At 53.1% G+C, this 18,830-nt stretch carries 10 protein-coding genes and 1 pseudogene; 7 read left to right on the top strand and 4 right to left on the bottom strand.

The features are described from left to right. Positions 1-124 precede the first annotated feature (124 nt). Both FYJ73_RS06885 and FYJ73_RS06880 read left to right on the top strand, forming a co-directional pair. Positions 125-367 (top strand): annotated as a pseudogene (locus tag FYJ73_RS06885) (endonuclease/exonuclease/phosphatase family protein); the annotation flags it as partial. A gap of 40 nt (positions 368-407) precedes the next feature. Further along, positions 408-1,367, top strand: coding sequence for a metallophosphoesterase (locus FYJ73_RS06880; protein WP_235899266.1), 960 nt, complete (start codon positions 408-410; stop codon positions 1,365-1,367). A gap of 165 nt (positions 1,368-1,532) precedes the next feature. Here the strand turns inward: FYJ73_RS06880 and FYJ73_RS06875 are convergent, their stop codons facing one another. Together FYJ73_RS06875 and FYJ73_RS06870 are read right to left on the bottom strand one after the other, a co-directional pair. After that, positions 1,533-2,432 carry a diaminopimelate dehydrogenase gene (locus tag FYJ73_RS06875; RefSeq protein ID WP_154533978.1) on the bottom strand — a complete coding sequence of 300 codons (900 nt, stop codon included), beginning with the start codon at positions 2,430-2,432 and terminating at the stop codon, positions 1,533-1,535. A gap of 258 nt (positions 2,433-2,690) precedes the next feature. Continuing rightward, positions 2,691-3,068, bottom strand: coding sequence for a hypothetical protein (locus tag FYJ73_RS06870; RefSeq protein WP_154533977.1), 378 nt, complete (start codon positions 3,066-3,068; stop codon positions 2,691-2,693). Between the two features lie 244 nt (positions 3,069-3,312). On the opposite strand from FYJ73_RS06870, the gene ruvA reads away from it, so the two are divergent. Continuing rightward, complete coding sequence (gene ruvA, locus FYJ73_RS06865; protein ID WP_154533976.1) at positions 3,313-3,933, top strand: Holliday junction branch migration protein RuvA; 621 nt, start codon at positions 3,313-3,315, stop codon at positions 3,931-3,933. A 274-nt stretch (positions 3,934-4,207) separates the two neighbouring features. Next, the gene (gene sov, locus FYJ73_RS06860) at positions 4,208-11,647 is read left to right on the top strand and encodes a T9SS outer membrane translocon Sov/SprA (RefSeq protein WP_473733510.1); all 7,440 of its coding nucleotides are present in this window, start codon (positions 4,208-4,210) and stop codon (positions 11,645-11,647) included. 102 nt (positions 11,648-11,749) lie between these two features. On the opposite strand, the gene FYJ73_RS06855 is transcribed toward sov, so the two are convergent. Then, positions 11,750-13,039, bottom strand: coding sequence for a protein kinase domain-containing protein (locus FYJ73_RS06855; protein ID WP_154533974.1), 1,290 nt, complete (start codon positions 13,037-13,039; stop codon positions 11,750-11,752). Positions 13,040-13,049: 10 nt separating this feature from the next. Then, a complete protein-coding gene (gene nadB, locus FYJ73_RS06850) occupies positions 13,050-14,636 on the bottom strand; it encodes an L-aspartate oxidase (RefSeq protein WP_154533973.1) in 1,587 nt (528 codons plus the stop codon). A 157-nt stretch (positions 14,637-14,793) separates the two neighbouring features. Here nadB and FYJ73_RS06845 point away from each other — a divergent pair, with 157 nt between their 5' ends. The 3 genes from FYJ73_RS06845 to FYJ73_RS06835 are packed head-to-tail and all read left to right on the top strand — an operon-like array spanning position 14,794 to position 18,704. Further along, complete coding sequence (locus FYJ73_RS06845; protein WP_154533972.1) at positions 14,794-15,213, top strand: PH domain-containing protein; 420 nt, start codon at positions 14,794-14,796, stop codon at positions 15,211-15,213. Positions 15,214-15,218: 5 nt separating this feature from the next. Further along, positions 15,219-16,517: a D-alanyl-D-alanine carboxypeptidase/D-alanyl-D-alanine endopeptidase gene (dacB, locus tag FYJ73_RS06840; protein ID WP_154533971.1), complete on the top strand. Its 1,299-nt coding sequence runs from the start codon at positions 15,219-15,221 to the stop codon at positions 16,515-16,517. Between the two features lie 48 nt (positions 16,518-16,565). Next, positions 16,566-18,704: a Tex family protein gene (locus FYJ73_RS06835; RefSeq protein ID WP_154533970.1), complete on the top strand. Its 2,139-nt coding sequence runs from the start codon at positions 16,566-16,568 to the stop codon at positions 18,702-18,704. Positions 18,705-18,830: the final 126 nt, after the last annotated feature.

Below are 18,830 nucleotides of genomic sequence, written 5' to 3'. Positions count from 1 at the left end.
GCAAACAAAAGGAATTATACGACATTGTGTTGCAAAATGACGCTAAAAAATAACGCGTCTTGAGAGAACTGTATCTAACTGACCATAAAATCGGTCTTGGGTGGCGCAAAATAGGAAAACAGGAAAAGGCACATACCGCTATCATGGTCTGTGGGGCAGTCTCGACCATATACTTTGCGACGCAACATCTGCACGACAACTCGTTGACTGCCACATCCACGACGCACCCTTTCTGCTGGAGCCCGACGAGAAATATGGTGGCGTGAAACCTCGGCGCAACTACCTCGGCCCGCGCTATCTCAATGGGTTCAGCGACCATCTGCCGATCGTCGCCACATTCGGTTTCTCTCCTATCCATCCGGAATAGAGAGCACCATCAATAAACATCCAACTCTCAATATAAGACAATGCATCTTCCTCACAATACATTCATGCGCTTAGCCTATGGACTGGTGCTGATCATCGGCATACCAGGACTTCTATTTTTGGCACTATGGCCTTTTGTGGGTTGGCGATGGGCATTGCCACTACCCATTGCATGGAACATGCTGGCCGCCTACGGCTTTTTCTTTGGCTGGCGCCACATCGTAGTGAAGACAGCCTCCTGCACGTCTCCTCTGCTGCCAGAGTCGTTCGACGGCTACCGCATCGTACAACTCAGCGACATCCACATCGGCACGTTTCTGCGCAACCGAAGCTTCATCGACAAAATGGTACGCATCGTCAACGAGCAGCATCCCGACCTCGTGGTTTTTACCGGTGACCTTGTCAATGTCAGTGCCGAGGAAGTCATTCCTTTCCAGCATATATTAAAAGAGGTGTCGGCCCGCGACGGTGTGTTTTCCGTCATGGGCAACCACGACTATTGCGAATATGGCGAGGATAAAAGCAAGTACAATATCCGCCGGAACCAAAACGTTCTGAAATACTTGGAGGAGAAAGCTGGATGGCATCTGCTGCTCAACGACCATGTAGTCATCCGTCGTGGCGAAGATGCTATCGGACTCATCGGGGTAGAGAATATCAGTCGTCCGCCTTTCCCCGACTATGGCGATCTGCATAAGGCTTTGGGAGACTTACCCAAAGGCATGTTCAAGGTACTGCTCAGCCATGACCCGAGTCATTGGCGGCGCGGTGTGCTCCATCAGACTGACATAGCATTGACATTGTCGGGGCACACCCATGCTGGACAGATACGCGTGGGGCGCTTCTCACCCGCCAAATGGGCCTACAATGAATGGGGAGGAAAATATGTTGAAGACGGATCCATGCTCTATGTCTCGCTGGGCATCGGTGGCACTGTGCCCTTCCGCTTCGGAGCATGGCCGGAAGTAAACGTCATCAAACTGTATTCCCAACAGCAATAGGGCAAAGTCTTCTAAAGCTAAGGAAGAGAATATCATAAAACATAAGAGGAGAATCCTATATAAATAAGGTAGAGTACTCGAAAGCTAAGGGGCAAAAAAAAATAAAGTCTATTATGCACGATTGGCATAATAGACTTTATAGTTTTTGCCCGAATAGGCTAAAGATCAGACGAGTGTAGCTACCACTTCCTCACGCGTTCCCGGCAACATGTCGATGACAGGAATCTCTGGCATGGTGTAGCATCCCGGCTGCAAACGCATGGAGGCACGGGCTACGTTGACAAGCACCTGACCGGTAAGTGCCGGATTGTTGATGCTCATATCGAAGGAGAAGCGCTGGTTCTGTGTCTTGCCGCTCACGCCCTTACGGGTCATGTGCACGCCGTGACCCATGTCACGCACCTCGTCGACGCTCTTCACAGCGAAGACATGCAACTCGTCGTGAGCAAAGTAGTCGTCGGCCTTAAGCTCGTCATAGACTTGCTCCACGGTGTAGCCTTCCTCCAATTCCACATAGACCATACGGCGATGAATGCCCTCGCCCAATGGAATGGTCATGGAAAGCGCATTCTTCACGCCCTTCTTGGAGCGTGCTACCACGCTGTGACCCATGGACATACCAGGACCGAAGTTGGTGTAGCTAAGTCCTTTCGGTGCAAGGCTCTCCAACAGCACACGTACGATAGAGTCCGAACCCGGATCCCATCCTGCCGAGATCACACTCACACGGCCTGCTTTCTTGCAGTTCTCCATCTGACGGGTACGGTAGTCGAGTATCGACGTGTGAATATCGAAGCTGTCAACGGTGTTGATGCCCAAAGCCACAATCTTCTCTGCAAGGTCGGGGCAAGCACGTGTCGGCGTAGCAAGGATAGCCACATCCACGTCTTTCAACTTGGCGATGTCATCGACCACCTCGTAGGCAGCCAACTCTGCTGGTTTGTCCTTGCCGCCCTGACGACGCACGATGCCGGCAATTTCAAAATCGGGCGCAGCCTCAAGCGCCTGTACGCTGTAGTGGCCTATATTGCCATAGCCAACTACAGCAGCTCTGATCTTCTTCATTTCTCTTATTGGTTGTATTATTGGTTGTATATCTTGCGAATGGTTGTATGTCTATGAACGATGAAATATATGCGAGCAATAGATCATCTTGCTGGCGATTGTATATCTTACAAACGAATGTCTATCGTCATACCGTGCAAAGGTAACAATATTTTCTTAGAAACGATGAAGTAACTGGTACTTCTTACGTTCCTTCTAGTGCAAAGGTAACAATATTTCCTTAAAAGCAAGCTTTTCCTTGCAATTTATTGGTATTTATTAATCATTCTGATGTTTCTCGTTTTCCCACTCCTGCCATTCTTCCATGGCTTTCTTCCAGTCGGTCTGCTCACCGCTTTCCACGGCTGCTTGCTCACGGGCAGCCTCGTCCCGTGCTTTGTCGCGTGCACGCTTGGCCTTCATGGCCTCAATGGTGGCCTCGTCAAGAATCTGAATGGCACCACGCTTCACGGCATCCTGCAACTCTTCTTCGCCGAAGGCTTTTCCTGGCTCATTGAAGTCCGATATGTTGAACTCGTAATCCACTCTCAGCTCATGACGGATGAGCTTTTGCTTGCCACGATTAACCGAGTTCTTCAGCCTCAGCAGCTTACCGATCTTTTCTATTTCCTTTTGTGAAAACTTGTTTCTTCCCATAATTACCTGCAAATTTACGTTTTTCCTTTCATCTGCCCAAACTTCTAACGGGAAATTTGCGCGCCCTGCTTTTGCTCTCGCTCGCTTTTTATTGGTGGGCACTATCGCTACTTTCGTTTCGCCTTGTTGCTGAGTTCTGTTTGCTGTTGCTTTGCAGCAGCTTCGTGTCTTCTGATGCAATAATCCCCCGCTTCTCACGTTATCTTATCATCACACATTATTATATATAAGACAAAAAACAAAAATGATAGAATACATCCATGGTCAGCTGACCGAGCTGACACCAGCTCTTGCCGTTGTAGAAGCTGCCGGCGTAGGCTACGCTCTGAACATTTCCCTCAACACTTACACTGCCATCCAAGGCAAGAAAGAGGTGAAACTCCTCGTTCATGAATCGCTTCAGACCGGCGGCCGTGACGACAACTTCACACTCTACGGGTTTGCCACACGGCAGGAGCGCGAGCTCTATCGTATGCTTATCAGCGTCAGTGGCGTGGGAGCCAACACTGCCCGCATGATGCTCTCTTCCATTACGCCGGCAGAGCTCTGCGATGCCATTGCCAGCGGTAATGAGAAACTCATCAAAGGCGTGAAGGGCATCGGACTGAAGACTGCTCAGCGCATCATTGTCGACTTGAAGGATAAGATTGCTGCATCGGGTATCGCCGACGAACTCCATGTGGCTTCGGGCCGCAACGAGTCGCCGACGGTGAACAATGCCGTGAAGGACGAAGCCGTGGCCGCACTGACCATGCTGGGCTTCTCGCCCGCACCGTCCGCAAAGGTCGTCGTCGCCATCCTCACCGAGCAGCCCGATCTCGCCGTGGAAATGGTTGTCAAGGAAGCTTTAAAAAGAATTAAGTAGTTTGCGACATCGTCATTACCATATTGTAGTATTGCTTGTGCTGGCTGTCATCACTGTCAGCTATGCCCTTGCTATGCCCTGGTCGCCACAAGTGGTAAAGACACCGCAAAACCAAAACAGACAAAGCCAAAGAAGACAAAATTACGGAAATGCTAACCAACAAAACACCAGCAGCAAGCAAGGCAACATCCATGCCCAGGCACAGCCCTTATTAGACGATGACGACTCTATCCCCGACTCGCTGCTCCATCCGCGCTGGAAGATCCAACGCACCATGCCCATCACCTATGATGATCTGAATCAAAGCGCACTCGACTTGAAGCGTCCCGACGGACTGAAATACGAAGTTACCTACAACGACAGCCTCAACGTATATATCATTGGCACAAAGATGGGATCGACCTATCTTGCCGCTCCCATCATGATGTCGCCAGAGGAATATATGAAGTGGAGCGAGAAAAACTGGCGCAACGCTTATTATCGGGGCAAGAACGATGAGATCTACAAGGCTAAAGGTAAGGAGAAATTCGACTTCACCGACATGCACTTCGACCTGGGACCGGCGGAGAAGATCTTCGGCCCCGGCGGTGTGCGTATCAAGACGCAAGGATCAGCAGAACTGAAATTCGGCGCTACATTCAAGAATATCGACAACCCGTCGCTGCCAATTCGCAACCGCAAGACCACCACAATGGACTTCGATGAGAAGATCAACCTCAACGTCAACGGTAAGGTCGGCGACAAGGTGAACCTCAACCTCAACTACAACACCGACGCCACCTTTGACTTCGATGCGCAGAACATGAAGTTGAAATACGATGGCAAGGAAGATGAAATCATCAAACTCGTCGAGGCCGGTAATGTCTCGTTCCCATCCAACTCTTCCCTTATCCAAGGCTCCAGCAGCCTCTTTGGTATCCGCACGGATATGCAATTTGGTAAGTTAAAACTGCAAATGGTGGCCTCTCAGAAAAAGAGTACGTCGAAGAGTGTCTCCAGCTCCGGTGGCAAGCAGCTCACTCCCTTTGAAATAGATGCATCTGATTACGAGGAGAACCGGCACTTTTTCCTTGCCCGCTATTTCCACGATCACTACGACGCGGCCATGAAGACACTGCCCAACCTCACTACGGGCGTCACCATCAACCGTGTAGAGATCTGGGTGACTAACAAAAGCGGCAACACGGCAAACACCCGCAACATCATTGCACTGACAGACCTCGGCGAGAACAGCAAGGTGAGCAGCAATAAGTGGACAACAACGGGGCAGCCTGTGCCATCAAATGATGCCAACACGGAGTACAACACCTTGACGAGCCAGTATGCCACTGCCCGCGACATCGACAAAACCTCTACGGTGCTTGACGGTGCCGGTCTTGTGGGCGGCAACGACTATGAAAAGTTGCAGAGTGCACGCTTGCTCTCCTCGTCGGAGTACAGTATCAACAATGCTATGGGCTACGTCTCGTTGAAGACAGCCTTGCAGACTGACCAGGTACTTGCCATTGCCTACGAGTATACCTACGGCGGGCGTACCTATCAGGTCGGCGAGTTTGCCAGTGATGTCACCGATGCATCCAAAGCTCTTTTCGTCAAATCGCTCAAGAACACCAGCAACAATCCCTCACAAGGCAACTGGCCGCTGATGATGAAGAACGTCTACTACTTGGCTTCCTCTGTAGAGAAAGACAAGTTCCGCCTTGACGTGAAATACCAAAGCGACACCACTGGTGTCTATCTTTCCTATATCCCCGAACCACAGGTAAAGAGCCAAACGCTCATCAAGGTACTCGGTGCAGACCGCCTTGACAATAACAACAAAGCACACTCCAACGGCTACTTCGACTTCGTCGAGGGCTATACCGTCAGCGACGGCCGTGTCTTCTTCCCTGCCGCAGAGCCTTTCGGCAGTTATCTCTATAACTATCTTGTCGGCAAAGGTGTCTCTGCCACCACAGCCTCTAAATATGCTTTCACCGAGCTCTACGACTCCACGAAGACCATTGCCAAGCAGATTGCCGAGAAAGACAAATATCTGTTGCAGGGACAGTTCCGCGGCACACAGGCCAATGTCATCTCTCTCGGTGCTTACAACGTGCCACAAGGATCTGTCGTCGTCACCGCCGGAGGCGTGAAGCTTACCGAAGGGTCAGACTATAGCGTGGATTATAGTGCAGGAGAAGTAACCATCCTCAACCAAAGCATCATCGACGCGGGCACTGCTGTCAACGTGTCGTTGGAGAGCCAAAGCGATTATGCTCAAGAGCGGAAAACAATGTTCGGCATGAACTGGGAGTATGACTTCTCCAAGAACTTCCAACTTTCGGGAACGCTCCAACATCTTTCTGAGCAGGCACTCACCACAAAGGTATCGATGGGTGCCGAGCCGGTCAACAACACACTATGGGGTCTCAACCTCAACTGGAAGCACGAGAGCCAGTGGCTCACCAACATGCTCGACAAGCTGCCATTGCTCCATCTGACCCAACCCTCACAGATCTCTTTCACTGGTGAGTTTGCACAACTCATCGCCGGACAGAGCCATGGCACGCAGGACAACGCTTCCTATCTCGACGACTTTGAGAACACGACAGACAAGATCGATGTCTCCACACCTTACAACTGGCAACTCTCGAGTGTGCCGTCGATGTTTCCTGAACATACCGACAATGCCACGCTGCGCTCAGGTTTCAACCGCTCGCTGCTTGCCTGGTACACCATCGACCCGCTCTTCACCCGTCTAAGTTCCTCACTCACCCCAGGGCACATCAAGAGCGACCTCAACCAGCTCAGCGACCCTTACGTGCGCGAAGTCTACATCAAGGAGCTCTATCCCAACCGCGACCAAAGCACTTACAACGGAGCCACATCGACAATATCCGTGCTCAACCTTGCCTACTACCCCAACGAGCGTGGCCCTTACAACTTCAACCCGGATCTCGCCGCCGACGGCTCGCTCAACAACCCAACACGCCACTGGGGCGGTATGATGCGCAAGCTCGACACCAACGACTTCCAAACGGCCAACATAGAGTATGTAGAGTTTTGGATGATGGATCCATTTATCCATACACGTCAAGCCGGCAACGCCAGCGACTATGGCGGTGACTTCTATATCGATCTCGGTGAAGTGTCGGAAGACGTGCTCCACGACGGGAAAAAATTCGCTGAAAGCAGCATGCCTGTCGACGGCTCCAACAGCTTTGTTACCACACAGTGGGGCAAGGTGCCGACAACGACCAATGTCACTTATGCCTTCGCCACTACCAAAGGCAGCCGTGCCTTGCAAGATGTGGGACTCAACGGACTCAACGACAGCGAGGAGCAAACTTTTGACTCATATCAAGACTTCCTCAAAGCGGTACAAGGTAAGGTCAACCAAGCTGTGTGGGACTCCATCTGGGCGGATCCGGCTCACGACGACTATCACTATTTCCGCGGGTCGGACTATGACGACATGAAGGCCAGCATCCTCCGCCGGTATAAATACATCAACAACCCGCAGGGCAACTCGCCCGACAGCGATGGGCGCACTGAGCGCTACGATACCTCTATTAAGAGCACGCCTGACGTGGAGGATATCAATCAGGACTATACACTCAACGAATATGAGAAATACTTCCAATACCATGTCTCCATCCGCCCGGAGGATCTGGAGATTGGCAAGAACTTTATCGTCGACAAGCGCGAGACAAAGCCCACGCTACGCAACGGCAAGAACGACACAGAAATCGACTGGTATCTCTTCCGTATCCCTCTCAAGGAATTTGAGCAGCGAGTAGGCAACATCAACGACTTCACGAGCATCCGTTTCATGCGCATGTTCCTCACAGGCTTTAAGCACCCCGTCATCCTCCGTTTCGGCAGCCTTGACCTCGTGCGTGGCACTTGGCGCGTCTATGAGCAGAACCTCGACAACAGTGGGGCACAGACAGGAACGATGACGACAGCATCCGTCAACATCGAGGAGAACAGCGACAAGAAACCTGTCAACTATGTGCTGCCACCGGGCATCAAGCGCGGACAGGATCCCAGCAACACCCAACTTGTACAGGACAACGAGCAGGCTCTCGACATCAATGTCAGTCAGCTCTCCTCCGGCGAGTCGAAGTGCGTATATAAGAATACAACGCTCGACCTGCGCCAATACAAACGCCTGCAAATGTTTGTGCACGCCAATGCCAATGAGCAGAACACTACCAACCTTCAGGACAACCAGCTCGCCGTATTCATCCGACTGGGCTCAGACTATAAGAGCAATTACTATGAATACGAGATTCCTTTGAAGCTCACCGCGCCTGGCTCGTATAGCCGGTTCTCGGCTGATGCCGCACGTGAGGTATGGCCTGAGGACAACATGCTCGACATTCCGCTCTCGCTCTTCACCAAGATCAAGAAGGAACGCAACCTTCAGAAAGCTCAGGGGCTGGCATCCTTTGCCCGTCCTTACACTGGATATGACAGTGACCATCCGCAAAACAAGGTCACCGTGATGGGCAACCCGACACTTGGCGAGGTGAAGACGATGATCATCGGTGTGCGCAACCTCAGTGCCGAGCAGAAAAGCGGCGAGATATGGATCAATGAGCTTCGTCTCAGAGAATACAACAACGCAGGAGGATGGGCAGCCAACGGCAACCTCAACGTACAACTCTCTGACCTCGGAACCATGAACATGCAGGGCAGATATGTTTCGCAAGGCTTCGGCGGACTGGAGAGCGGTGTCAGCGAGCGCACCACCGACGACCAAAGCAACGTAGCGTTTACCACAAGCCTCGAACTCGGAAAGTTCTTCCCCGACAAGGCAAAGGTGTCGGCACCGCTCTATTACAGTGTCACCAAGCAGGTCACCCGCCCCAAATACAATCCCCTCGACACCGACATGCTCCTCAAGGATGCGCTTGAGAGCACGGCCGACAAGCAGGAGCACGACTCCATCGAGAACATCGCCGTGACGAAGGCTATCACCACCAATTTCTCTATTTCCAATGCACGTATCGGCATTCAGAACCAGCGGCATCCCACACCCGTTGATCCTGCCAACTTCTCTTTCTCCTACAGTCACTCCCACTCTCATAAGCAGGGAGAGACAACAGTCTACGAGAACGAGGACGACTGGCGTGGAGCGATAAACTACGCCTGGACACCTGTGTACAAGACGTGGGAGCCGTTCCGTAAAATGAAAAGCAAGAGCAAATGGGTGGACCTGCCAAAGCGACTGGGACTGAACTATCTGCCACAAAGCGTAAGCTTCAACTCTGAGATGACCCGCTCTTACTATGAGTTTCAGGAGCGTGACATGGAGGCGACGGAAAACAATCAGTTGCCACTGACGTTCTCCGAGCAGTTCCTTTGGAACCGTGAATTCCAACTCCGCTGGGACTTCACCAAGAACATCCACATGAGTTTCCAAAGTGCCACACATGCCGAGATAGAGGAACCGTACACGGCTATCAACAAAGATCTCTACCCCACGCAGTACCAAGCGTGGAAGGACAGCGTATGGCAGAGCATCAGACATTTCGGCACACCGCTCGACTATCAGCAAAACTTCAATCTGTCGTATCAGCTGCCACTCAACCTCATCCCGATCTTCGACTGGGTGACATCCAATGCGACGTATAACTCCAACTACAGCTGGGTACGCGGCACAATGCTGGAGGACAGCACATCATTGGGCAATACGATTCAGAACAACCGTCAGCTCAACGTCACGGGCAATTTTGATCTCGTGAAGCTCTACAACCATATTCCTTTCCTCAAAAAGACCAACGAGCGCTTCAACAGGGAGACGAGCCAATATCAGATCAACCAACAGAAGAAACAAAAAGAGCAGGCCAAGGCCAACAGGCAAAAGCAACAGAAAGCCGAGGAAGAAGCACGCAAGAAAGCCATCGCCGAGGGCAAGGATCCTGACCAGGCGGTGAAAGAGTTGCGTGCCAAGAACAAAGCCGAAGAAGAAAAGAAGAGGCAACTGCCCCGCAACCGCAACACCTATGAGAAGGAGATCACGTTGCGCCCAGACACCACCCTTATCGTCAGCCACGGCAAGCACACCAAACGGCTCATCGTCGCGGCAAAAGATGAGAAGGGACATAAGGTGAAGCTGCGCTTCCGCAAACTCGACGACAACCGTATACGTATTATAAATAAGGTGGACTCCGTCACCAAGCTGAAGCTCTCTGTGATGGCTAAGCCGGCACTCGATGAGAAAGCGTGGTACAAGACGGCTCAAGTGCTGGCTCGCGTGGCTATGATGGTGCGCAGTGTCAGCGTGTCTTATCGCAATCAATACTCGATGGCGTTGCCCGGTTTCATGCCGAACATCGGTGACGCCTTTGGACAGACCAAGAACACCAATGCGGGCGTCCTCTCGCCAGGACTGGACTTTGCCTTTGGCTTGATGGGCGACAGCTACATCGACAAAGCTAAGAATCGCGGTTGGCTGCTCATGGCTGACAGCGTAGCCACGCCGGCCACGACCAACAATACCGAGGACTTGCAGTTAAGGATGACGCTTGAGCCCATCAAGAACCTGAAGATTGACCTCAACGCCAGCCGCACCAACACCACGGCTAAGAGCATACAATATATGTATGTAGGTAATCCAACCACACAGACCGGCACGTTCACAATGACCACGCTCTCTCTCGGTTCGGCTTTCGAGGGTATGGGCAACGCCAGCAATGGCTTCCGCAGCAAGACCTTTGAGAAGTTCTGCGCTTCGCTCGACGCTTTCCGCCAGCGCGTGGAAAACCGCTATGCCGGCACTGTCTATCCCGAGGGCACGACACTCGCGGGCAAGACTTTCGACGCGGCCAACGGCGGAGTAAACGGCTACAGTGCCGACGTGATGATTCCGGCTTTCCTCAAAGCTTACACACGCATGAACAGCGGACTTGAACTCTTCCCGTCACTGGCCCACATGCTCCCCAACTGGACACTGCGCTACAGTGGACTGGGCAAGTTGCCATGGCTACGGGATATCTTCAAGAGTGTCAACCTCAACCACAGCTACAAGAGCATCTTCGCCATCGGCTCCTACCAGAGCTACTCCACATTCATGGCTCTCATGGGACCAGGTATGGGCTTTATCACAGACGCCACGACGGGCAATCCTATTCCCAGCTCGATGTACAACATCTCTACGGTGAGCATCAACGAGGCCTTTGCCCCGCTGCTCGGTGTCGACGTGACGCTCCAAAACAACCTCACCGCAAAATTAGAGTACAGCCAGACACGCGTTCTCGCCCTTTCGATGACAAGTGCACAGATCAACGAGGCTGTAAGCAAAGACTGGACCTTCGGCTTGGGCTATCGCATCAACAACTTCAATCTCTTCGGTGGCGGGGGAACAAACCGCAGTGTGAAGAGCAGCGGAAAAGGCAACAACAGTCGCAACAACAATAGCAACAGTCAAACAAACCGCAACAATGCCCGTGGACGTGCCAACCACGATCTGAACATACGCCTCGATCTCTCCTATCGTAAGCAGGCCAGCATTCTCCGCGACATCGCTACGGTAAGCTCCACGGCCAGCAGCGGCAACACGGCCTTCAAGTTTTCGCTCATGGCTGACTACACACTTTCTAAACTTCTTACCATGAGCTTCTATCTCGACCGTCAGACCAACACGCCACTGCTCTCGTCAAACAGCTACCCGACGACGACGCAGGACTTCGGACTGAGCATCAAATTCAGCTTGACAAGATAGATGCCCCCCTACCCCTCTTAGGGGGGAGTTAAAACAACCTTCCCCATTGAAAGGGGGCAGGAAGGTCGTAACTATTGAAATGAAAAAGACAGAGATTTCCGTTTAATACAGCACATAATGCTTAAACAGAGTCCAAGGATAGTCGCTATAAGCCGCACGGCTATGCTTGGGAATATGGATGCGCACAGAAGAGAAGTGCGAGGCATCGAAGACATCATTGATATCTGCCGGCCAATATTCGTTGCCGATACGAGGCGGCCGGTTGCCACGGATATAGATATCCCTAAGGTTAGGACAATGCTTGAAAGCGCCTTTCATCAGGTGTACGCCACCGGGAATAATGATAGAATGCAGATTTCTATCATCTTTAAAAGCATTGAAGGTAATCTCGTCTACTTGATAACTAAATCCATCGTAAGACATCTTACTCGGTATCTCCACGACCTCCTCCGTATTGATGGCCGGGCGAATCGTGACCTTACCCCCACCCCACGACTCAAAGATCATGTTGGAATACTGAAAACGCGTCACCACCTCGAAGTGCGGTCGCGGATTGACAATGCGGTCCCAAGTCCAGAAGCCACCTCCGAAGAGTGCCACTGCCAAGCACAATCCCGTCAAGACACTGACGAAACGTGTACGGCGATGCAGCAAAACGATGACATCACTGACATGACCAAGACGCTGGTCAATGGGCTTGAGCATCTTGTGTATGATACCCCGCCACATCCTTCCGAGCCTCATCTCCTGCAAGATGATGCCAAGACTATAGACATCGTTTCGCTCGTCCGTCACCGAGATCTTACGCTGTTCGGGTGCTATATACCCCTTCGTGCCCCCCGGCTCCTTAAAGATGGTGAAGCTGTCGGTGTCGGCAAGTCCGAAGTCGATCAGCTTCACCTGTCGTCCGGTCCGTGTGACCATGATGTTGGAAGGCTTCAAGTCACGATGCACCACTTGCAGGGAATGAATATACTCCACAGCCCTGACGATCTCAAGTGCCGCCCGCCGCCGCTCTACCATGTTTGGCAACCGAGGAAAATCAGGCGAACAGGGTCCATAGAGCCATTGTTTGAGCGTCACACCGTCGATCCACTCCATCACGAGGCACATGCCATAAAGGGGAATACGACAATAGTCCACAGCCTTCACGACGTAAGGACTGTCGAATATTGAAAGAATATCATACTCCTTTCTCAGCCTTGCAATATATTGTGTCTGATCCCGGTATTCGGCTTGCAAAGACTTGACAACATACCGCTGTCCGTCCTTGTTAGCCCGCCACAGGGTACAGATAGCCCCGTCGGCAATTTTTTCAAAGCCGGTATAGTCACTGGAGGGAGCTGTGAAGCTCCCTTCAATGAAGTCTGAGAAAGAAGTATCTTCTGTCACGCGCTAATAATCATTTCTTATCATACGCGTGCAGCGGATAGTCGATGGTGTAGTGCAGACCGCGACACTCCTTGCGCTCAATGGCCATACGCGTGATGAGATAGCCCACGTTGATCATGTTGCGAAGCTCGCAGAGGTCACGCGAGATCTTCACACGCTTAAAGAGAGACTCCGTCTCCTCATAGAGCAAGTCGAGACGATCCCACGCACGCTTCAGCCGCAGGTCGGAGCGCACGATGCCCACATAGTTCGACATGATCTCTCCCACCTCTTTATTAGCCTGCGTGATGAGCACGTGCTCCTCATTGGTGAGCGTACCTTCATCATTCCACTCCGGCACCTTGTCGTTGAAGTCATAGTCGTCGACATGCTCTATGCTATGCTTGGCAGCGGCGTCGGCATAGACGACAGCCTCGATAAGCGAGTTACTGGCCAGTCGGTTGCCACCATGCAGTCCCGTGCATGAGCACTCGCCGATGGCATAGAGTCGCTCGATGCTTGAGCAACCATTGAGATCCACCTTGATGCCACCGCACATATAGTGAGCAGCGGGGCGCACGGGTATCATCTCCTTGGTAATATCGATGCCGATGGACAGACACTTCTTGTAGATATTTGGAAAGTGGTGCTTGGTCTCCTCCGGGTCTTTATGCGTCACATCGAGGTAGACATGGTCGATACCGTTTTTCTTCATCTCCTTGTCGATGGCGCGTGCCACGATATCTCGGGGAGCCAACGAGCCACGCTCGTCATACTTCTTCATGAAGGCTTCACCGTTTGGCAGCTTCAGTATGCCACCGTAGCCACGCATAGCCTCTGTGATGAGATAGGCAGGATGCGTCTCACCGGGATGATAGAGCGAAGTGGGATGGAACTGCACAAACTCCATATCCTTCACCGTACCCTTGGCACGATAGACCATAGCCTCACCGTCGCCGGTGGCGATCACGGGGTTAGTGGTTGTCTGGTAGACGGCACCACACCCGCCGGTGCACATCACCGTGACACGGCTCAGGTAGGTGTCAACTTTGTTCTCCGGGTTGAGCACATAGGCACCGTAGCAATATATATAAGGAGAGCGGCGGGTGACACGCGCGCCGAGATGGTGCTGCGTGATAATCTCCACAGCGAAGTGGTTCTCCTTGATCTCTATGTCAGGGTTCGCTCTCACGGCAGCCATCAACGCACGCTGTATCTCAGCGCCGGTATCGTCGGCATGGTGGAGGATACGAAACTCCGAGTGACCGCCCTCGCGGTGGAGGTCATAGTCGCCATTGTTCTTTTTGTCGAAGTTGGTGCCCCACTCCACCAAAGCCTTGATCTGCTCGGGTGCTTTGGTGACGACCTGCTTGACAGCATCGACATCGTTGATATAGTCACCGGCGACAATGGTGTCGTGGATATGCTTGTCGAAATTGTCAAGTTCCAAATTAGTGACAGAGGCCACACCGCCTTGGGCGAAACGAGTGTTGGCCTCGTCAAGAGTGGTCTTGCAGATGATGCATACTTTACCTTTCTTAGCTTTTGCCACTTTCAGGGCATAGCTCATGCCGGCAATACCGGCACCGATAATCAGAAAGTCATATTTATAAGTCATGACGCGTAATGATTTGACTGTGATAGTCTTGCAACTATTAATTGGTGCAAAATTACTAAATATTATCTAAATGAATGCAATCGCATTATAATAATCTTTGTAATTTTGCATTTAAAAAGATTTTGTAAGGCGAAAGCATACTTTTTTCCTTTAGATTATGGACCGTACTTTTCAACACAGATTCACCCTGGGCGCCAAGAGTGGCATCATCATTCTGTCACTGCTTGCCTTTTACCTGTTTTGGACAAAAGGCATCCTTGCGGCACTGATTGTCGTCGCGGCCTTGGTGGCTGTCATTGAGCGGGTACTCCACTCATGCTATATTTTGCGCGGCCATGACCTGATCATCCACCGCGGACGTTTCCTCCACGACATACGGGTACCGCTGAGTGACATCCGTGCCATCCGTCCAATGACGACAACATGGGGACTGGTGCACTATCTGCTCATCGAGTATGGCACCGGAAAATTGACCAGCGCGGAGCCCAACGACGAGGATTCGTTTCTCAGATGTCTGCGCAGCCGCATACACGACGAACATATAGATGACCAAGAAGAAAAGGAGGATATTGACTAAACGACATGAGAGTATTGAAGACAAACAGCAAGACAACAACAAAATACCTGGGCCTGCTCCTCGCATGGCTTTTCACACTGACGCTCACGCTGCCCGCCAAGGCACAGGTAGCCAACTCTGAGATAGAGAAAGAAAACGACAGCACGGCCGTAGACTCTCTTTGGAGCGACTCAGCAGTGGTGAAAAACGACACACTGCCCTGGCCGAGAAACGTGCAGACGGCTATCGACGCGTTGCTCCGCGACGACATGTTCCAGACTTCCCAAGTGGGACTGATGGTCTATGACCTCGATGCCGACTCAGCCATCTACCGCCACAATGAGCGGCAGCTCCTTCGCCCCGCCTCCACGCTGAAGGTCATCACCGCCATCACAGCCTTGGACCGTCTCGGCGGCAGCTACCAGTTTAAGACCGAACTGTGCTATACGGGCAAAGTAGACTCCTGTGTGCTGCATGGCAATGTCTATTGCGTGGGCGGCTTCGACCCACGGTTCAACAGCGACGACCTGCGGGCTCTTGTCGAGGCTCTGCGCAAAATGGGCGTGGACACCATCCGCGGCAATGTCTATGCCGACCTGACCATGAAGGACCGCGACACGCTTGGTGAGGGATGGTGCTGGGACGACGACAACCCGACGCTCTCGCCTCTGCTCATCGGCCGCAAGGATCTGTTCATGGACCGCTTCAGTGCTGAGCTGCGCAAGGCGGGCATTGTCGTGACGGGTGTCTTCGGCGAGGCTTGCAAACCACAGGACGCCTACTGCATCGTCAGCCGCTTCCACACCATCGACCAGGTGCTCATGCGCATGCTCAAACAGAGCGACAACCTCTACGCCGAGTCGATGTTCTATCAGATAGCCGCCTCCACGGGTAACCGGCCGGCAACGGCACGAGACGCCCGGTCGGTCATCCGCCAACTCGTCAGCAAGGTAGGACTCAACCCTGCCAACTATCAGTTTGCCGACGGTTCGGGGCTCTCGCTCTACAACTATGTCAGTCCGGAGCTGGAGGTGCGCTTCCTGCGCTATGCCTTCAGCAACGCCATCATCTATAACCACCTCTACCAGGCACTGCCCATCGCCGGGCGCGACGGCACCCTCCGCAGCCGCATGCAGGGCTCTTTCACCCGCGGAAACGTCCACGCCAAGACGGGTACCGTGACGGGAATCAGTTCGCTCTGTGGTTATCTCACCGCCGCTAACGGCCACCATATCTGTTTTTCTATCATCAACCAGGGACTGCTTCATGGCATCAACGGCCGACGGTTTCAAGACAAGGTCTGCAACATTCTGTGCAGGAATTGACACCGACAGCCGCACCATGATCTTCCTAATCACTAAAAACAAGATTCGATGAACACCTTCACTCCGTTTATTTCCGAACATCTTCATATCCGTGCCGAGCAGGTCGACGCTACGCTCGACCTGCTCGACGCGGGCTGTACCATTCCCTTCATCAGCCGCTATCGCAAAGAGGCTACCGGCAACCTCAACGAGGTGCAGGTAGCTGCCATCAGCGATCTCAACGACAAGCTCAAAGAGTTGCAGAAGCGCAAGGACACCATTCTCAAAACCATTGAGGAACAAGGCAAACTCACCGACGAACTGCGCGACCGCATCACGGCCAGTTGGAATGCCACAGAGCTCGAAGACCTCTATCTGCCCTTCAAGCCCAAGCGGCGCACACGGGCACAGGTAGCCCGCGAACGTGGACTGGAGCCGTTGGCCAACACGCTGATGATGCAGTTTGAGCGTCATCCCGAGGAAGCTGCCAAACGCTTTGTCAAAGGTGAGGTCAAGAACGCAGCCGAAGCTATCAAAGGCGCTCAGGACATCATCGCCGAGCGCGTCAGCGAAGACGAGGGCTCGCGACAGGCTGTCCGAGGCATCTTCCGCCGAGAGGCTACCATTGCCTCACGCGTGGTGCCGAAGATGCGCGACGAGGACGAAGCCCAGAAATATTCCGATTACTTCTTCTTCAGCGAGGAATTGCGCCGCTGCTCCTCCCACCGTCTGCTGGCCATGCGCCGTGGCGAGGCCGAGGGCGTGCTGCGCGTGACCATCAGTGCCGACGATGAGGAGTGCACCGACAAACTCAAACGACACTATATCCACGGCACGGGACCTTGCCAGACGATCGTCAGCGAGGCTATCGACGATGCTTTCAAGCGTCTCCTTGGCCCGCAGATGGAGACAGAGTTTTCCGCGCTGAGCAAAGAGAAAGCCGACGACGAGGCCATCAAGGTGTTTCGTGAGAACCTGCGCCAGCTGCTGCTTGCAGCCCCACTCGGACAGAAGCGCGTCATGGGCGTCGACCCGGGAATCCGCACGGGATGCAAAGTGGTGATGCTCGACGCACAAGGCAATCTGCTCTTTCACGACGTGGTCTTTGCCACCGGACATATCGCTGACAGTCATGGAGGCAGTGAGGCTGCACTCCGTCGCTTTGCCGACATCGCCCACCGCTACGGAGCCGAGGCCATCGCCGTGGGCAACGGCACGGCATCGCGCGAGACGGCGGACATCCTGCGACAGATTCCCGACATCCCCGTCTACGTGGTCAGCGAGGATGGCGCCAGCATCTACTCGGCCTCAGCGACCGCCCGTGAGGAGTTTCCCAACGAGGATGTCACTGTGCGCGGTGCCGTAAGCATCGGACGGAGACTCATGGACCCACTGGCAGAACTGGTGAAGATCGACCCGAAGAGTATCGGCGTGGGACAGTACCAGCACGACGTGGATCAGACCAAACTCAAGCACAGCCTGGATCAGACCGTCGAGCTCTGTGTCAACTCGGTGGGCGTGAACCTCAACACGGCGAGCAAAAACCTGCTCACCTACGTCAGCGGACTCGGTCCGGCTTTGGCTCAGAACATCGTCGACTACCGCAAGGAGCACGGTGCCTTCACCTCTCGCGCACAACTGAAGAAAGTGCCGCGCCTCGGCCCGGCTGCCTATCAGCAGTGTGCGGGCTTCCTGCGCATTCCCGGAGCGAAGAACCCGCTCGACGCCAGTGCCGTGCATCCCGAGAGCTATCCTATCGTGGAGCAGATGGCCAAGGACTGCGGCTGCCGTGTCATCGACTTGATGAAAAATCCCGAGGAGCGCAAGAAGATCGATCTCAACCGCTACAAGACATCCACCGTGGGACTGCCCACGCTGCGCGACATCATGAAGGAGTTGGAGAAGCCAGGCCTTGACCCACGCGACAAGATAGAAACCTTTGAGTTTGATCCGCGCGTGAAGACTCCCGACGACTTGGTTCCCGGCATGGAACTGCCCGGCATTGTGACCAACATCACCAACTTCGGTGCCTTTGTCGACGTCGGTGTCCATCAGGACGGACTGGTTCATATCTCCCAGCTCGCCAACCGCTATGTCAAGGATCCCAACGATGTGATCAAGCTCCACCAGCACGTCAGAGTAAAGGTGCTCGAAGTTGACAAGCGCCGCCATCGCATCGCGCTGACGATGAAAGGTGTGGGACAATAAACAGCCTCACCCCCTAACCTACAGCCTCACCCCCCTACCCCCTCTCCAAAGGGAGAGGGGAGTGAAATGCTTCAAGGGGTGAGTGTTGCAGGAGAAACGATCCATCATTCCTTTATCCGCTGTCTC

Origin of the sequence: Hallella mizrahii, assembly GCF_009695775.1 — a bacterium.
GTDB lineage: Bacteria > Bacteroidota > Bacteroidia > Bacteroidales > Bacteroidaceae > Prevotella > Prevotella mizrahii.
The sequence above is the reverse complement of the archived record's forward strand: the minus strand, read 5'-3'. Positions and strand labels throughout refer to the sequence as shown.

Coding starts and splice junctions, on each gene's coding strand:
- dacB (WP_154533971.1), top strand. CDS start 15,219: ATGAGAGTATTGAAGACAAACAGCAAGACAACAACAAAATACCTGGGC.
- FYJ73_RS06880 (WP_235899266.1), top strand. CDS start 408: ATGCATCTTCCTCACAATACATTCATGCGCTTAGCCTATGGACTGGTG.
- FYJ73_RS06875 (WP_154533978.1), bottom strand. CDS start 2,432: ATGAAGAAGATCAGAGCTGCTGTAGTTGGCTATGGCAATATAGGCCAC.
- FYJ73_RS06835 (WP_154533970.1), top strand. CDS start 16,566: ATGAACACCTTCACTCCGTTTATTTCCGAACATCTTCATATCCGTGCC.
- ruvA (WP_154533976.1), top strand. CDS start 3,313: ATGATAGAATACATCCATGGTCAGCTGACCGAGCTGACACCAGCTCTT.
- FYJ73_RS06870 (WP_154533977.1), bottom strand. CDS start 3,068: ATGGGAAGAAACAAGTTTTCACAAAAGGAAATAGAAAAGATCGGTAAG.
- nadB (WP_154533973.1), bottom strand. CDS start 14,636: ATGACTTATAAATATGACTTTCTGATTATCGGTGCCGGTATTGCCGGC.
- FYJ73_RS06845 (WP_154533972.1), top strand. CDS start 14,794: ATGGACCGTACTTTTCAACACAGATTCACCCTGGGCGCCAAGAGTGGC.
- sov (WP_473733510.1), top strand. CDS start 4,208: ATGCCCATCACCTATGATGATCTGAATCAAAGCGCACTCGACTTGAAG.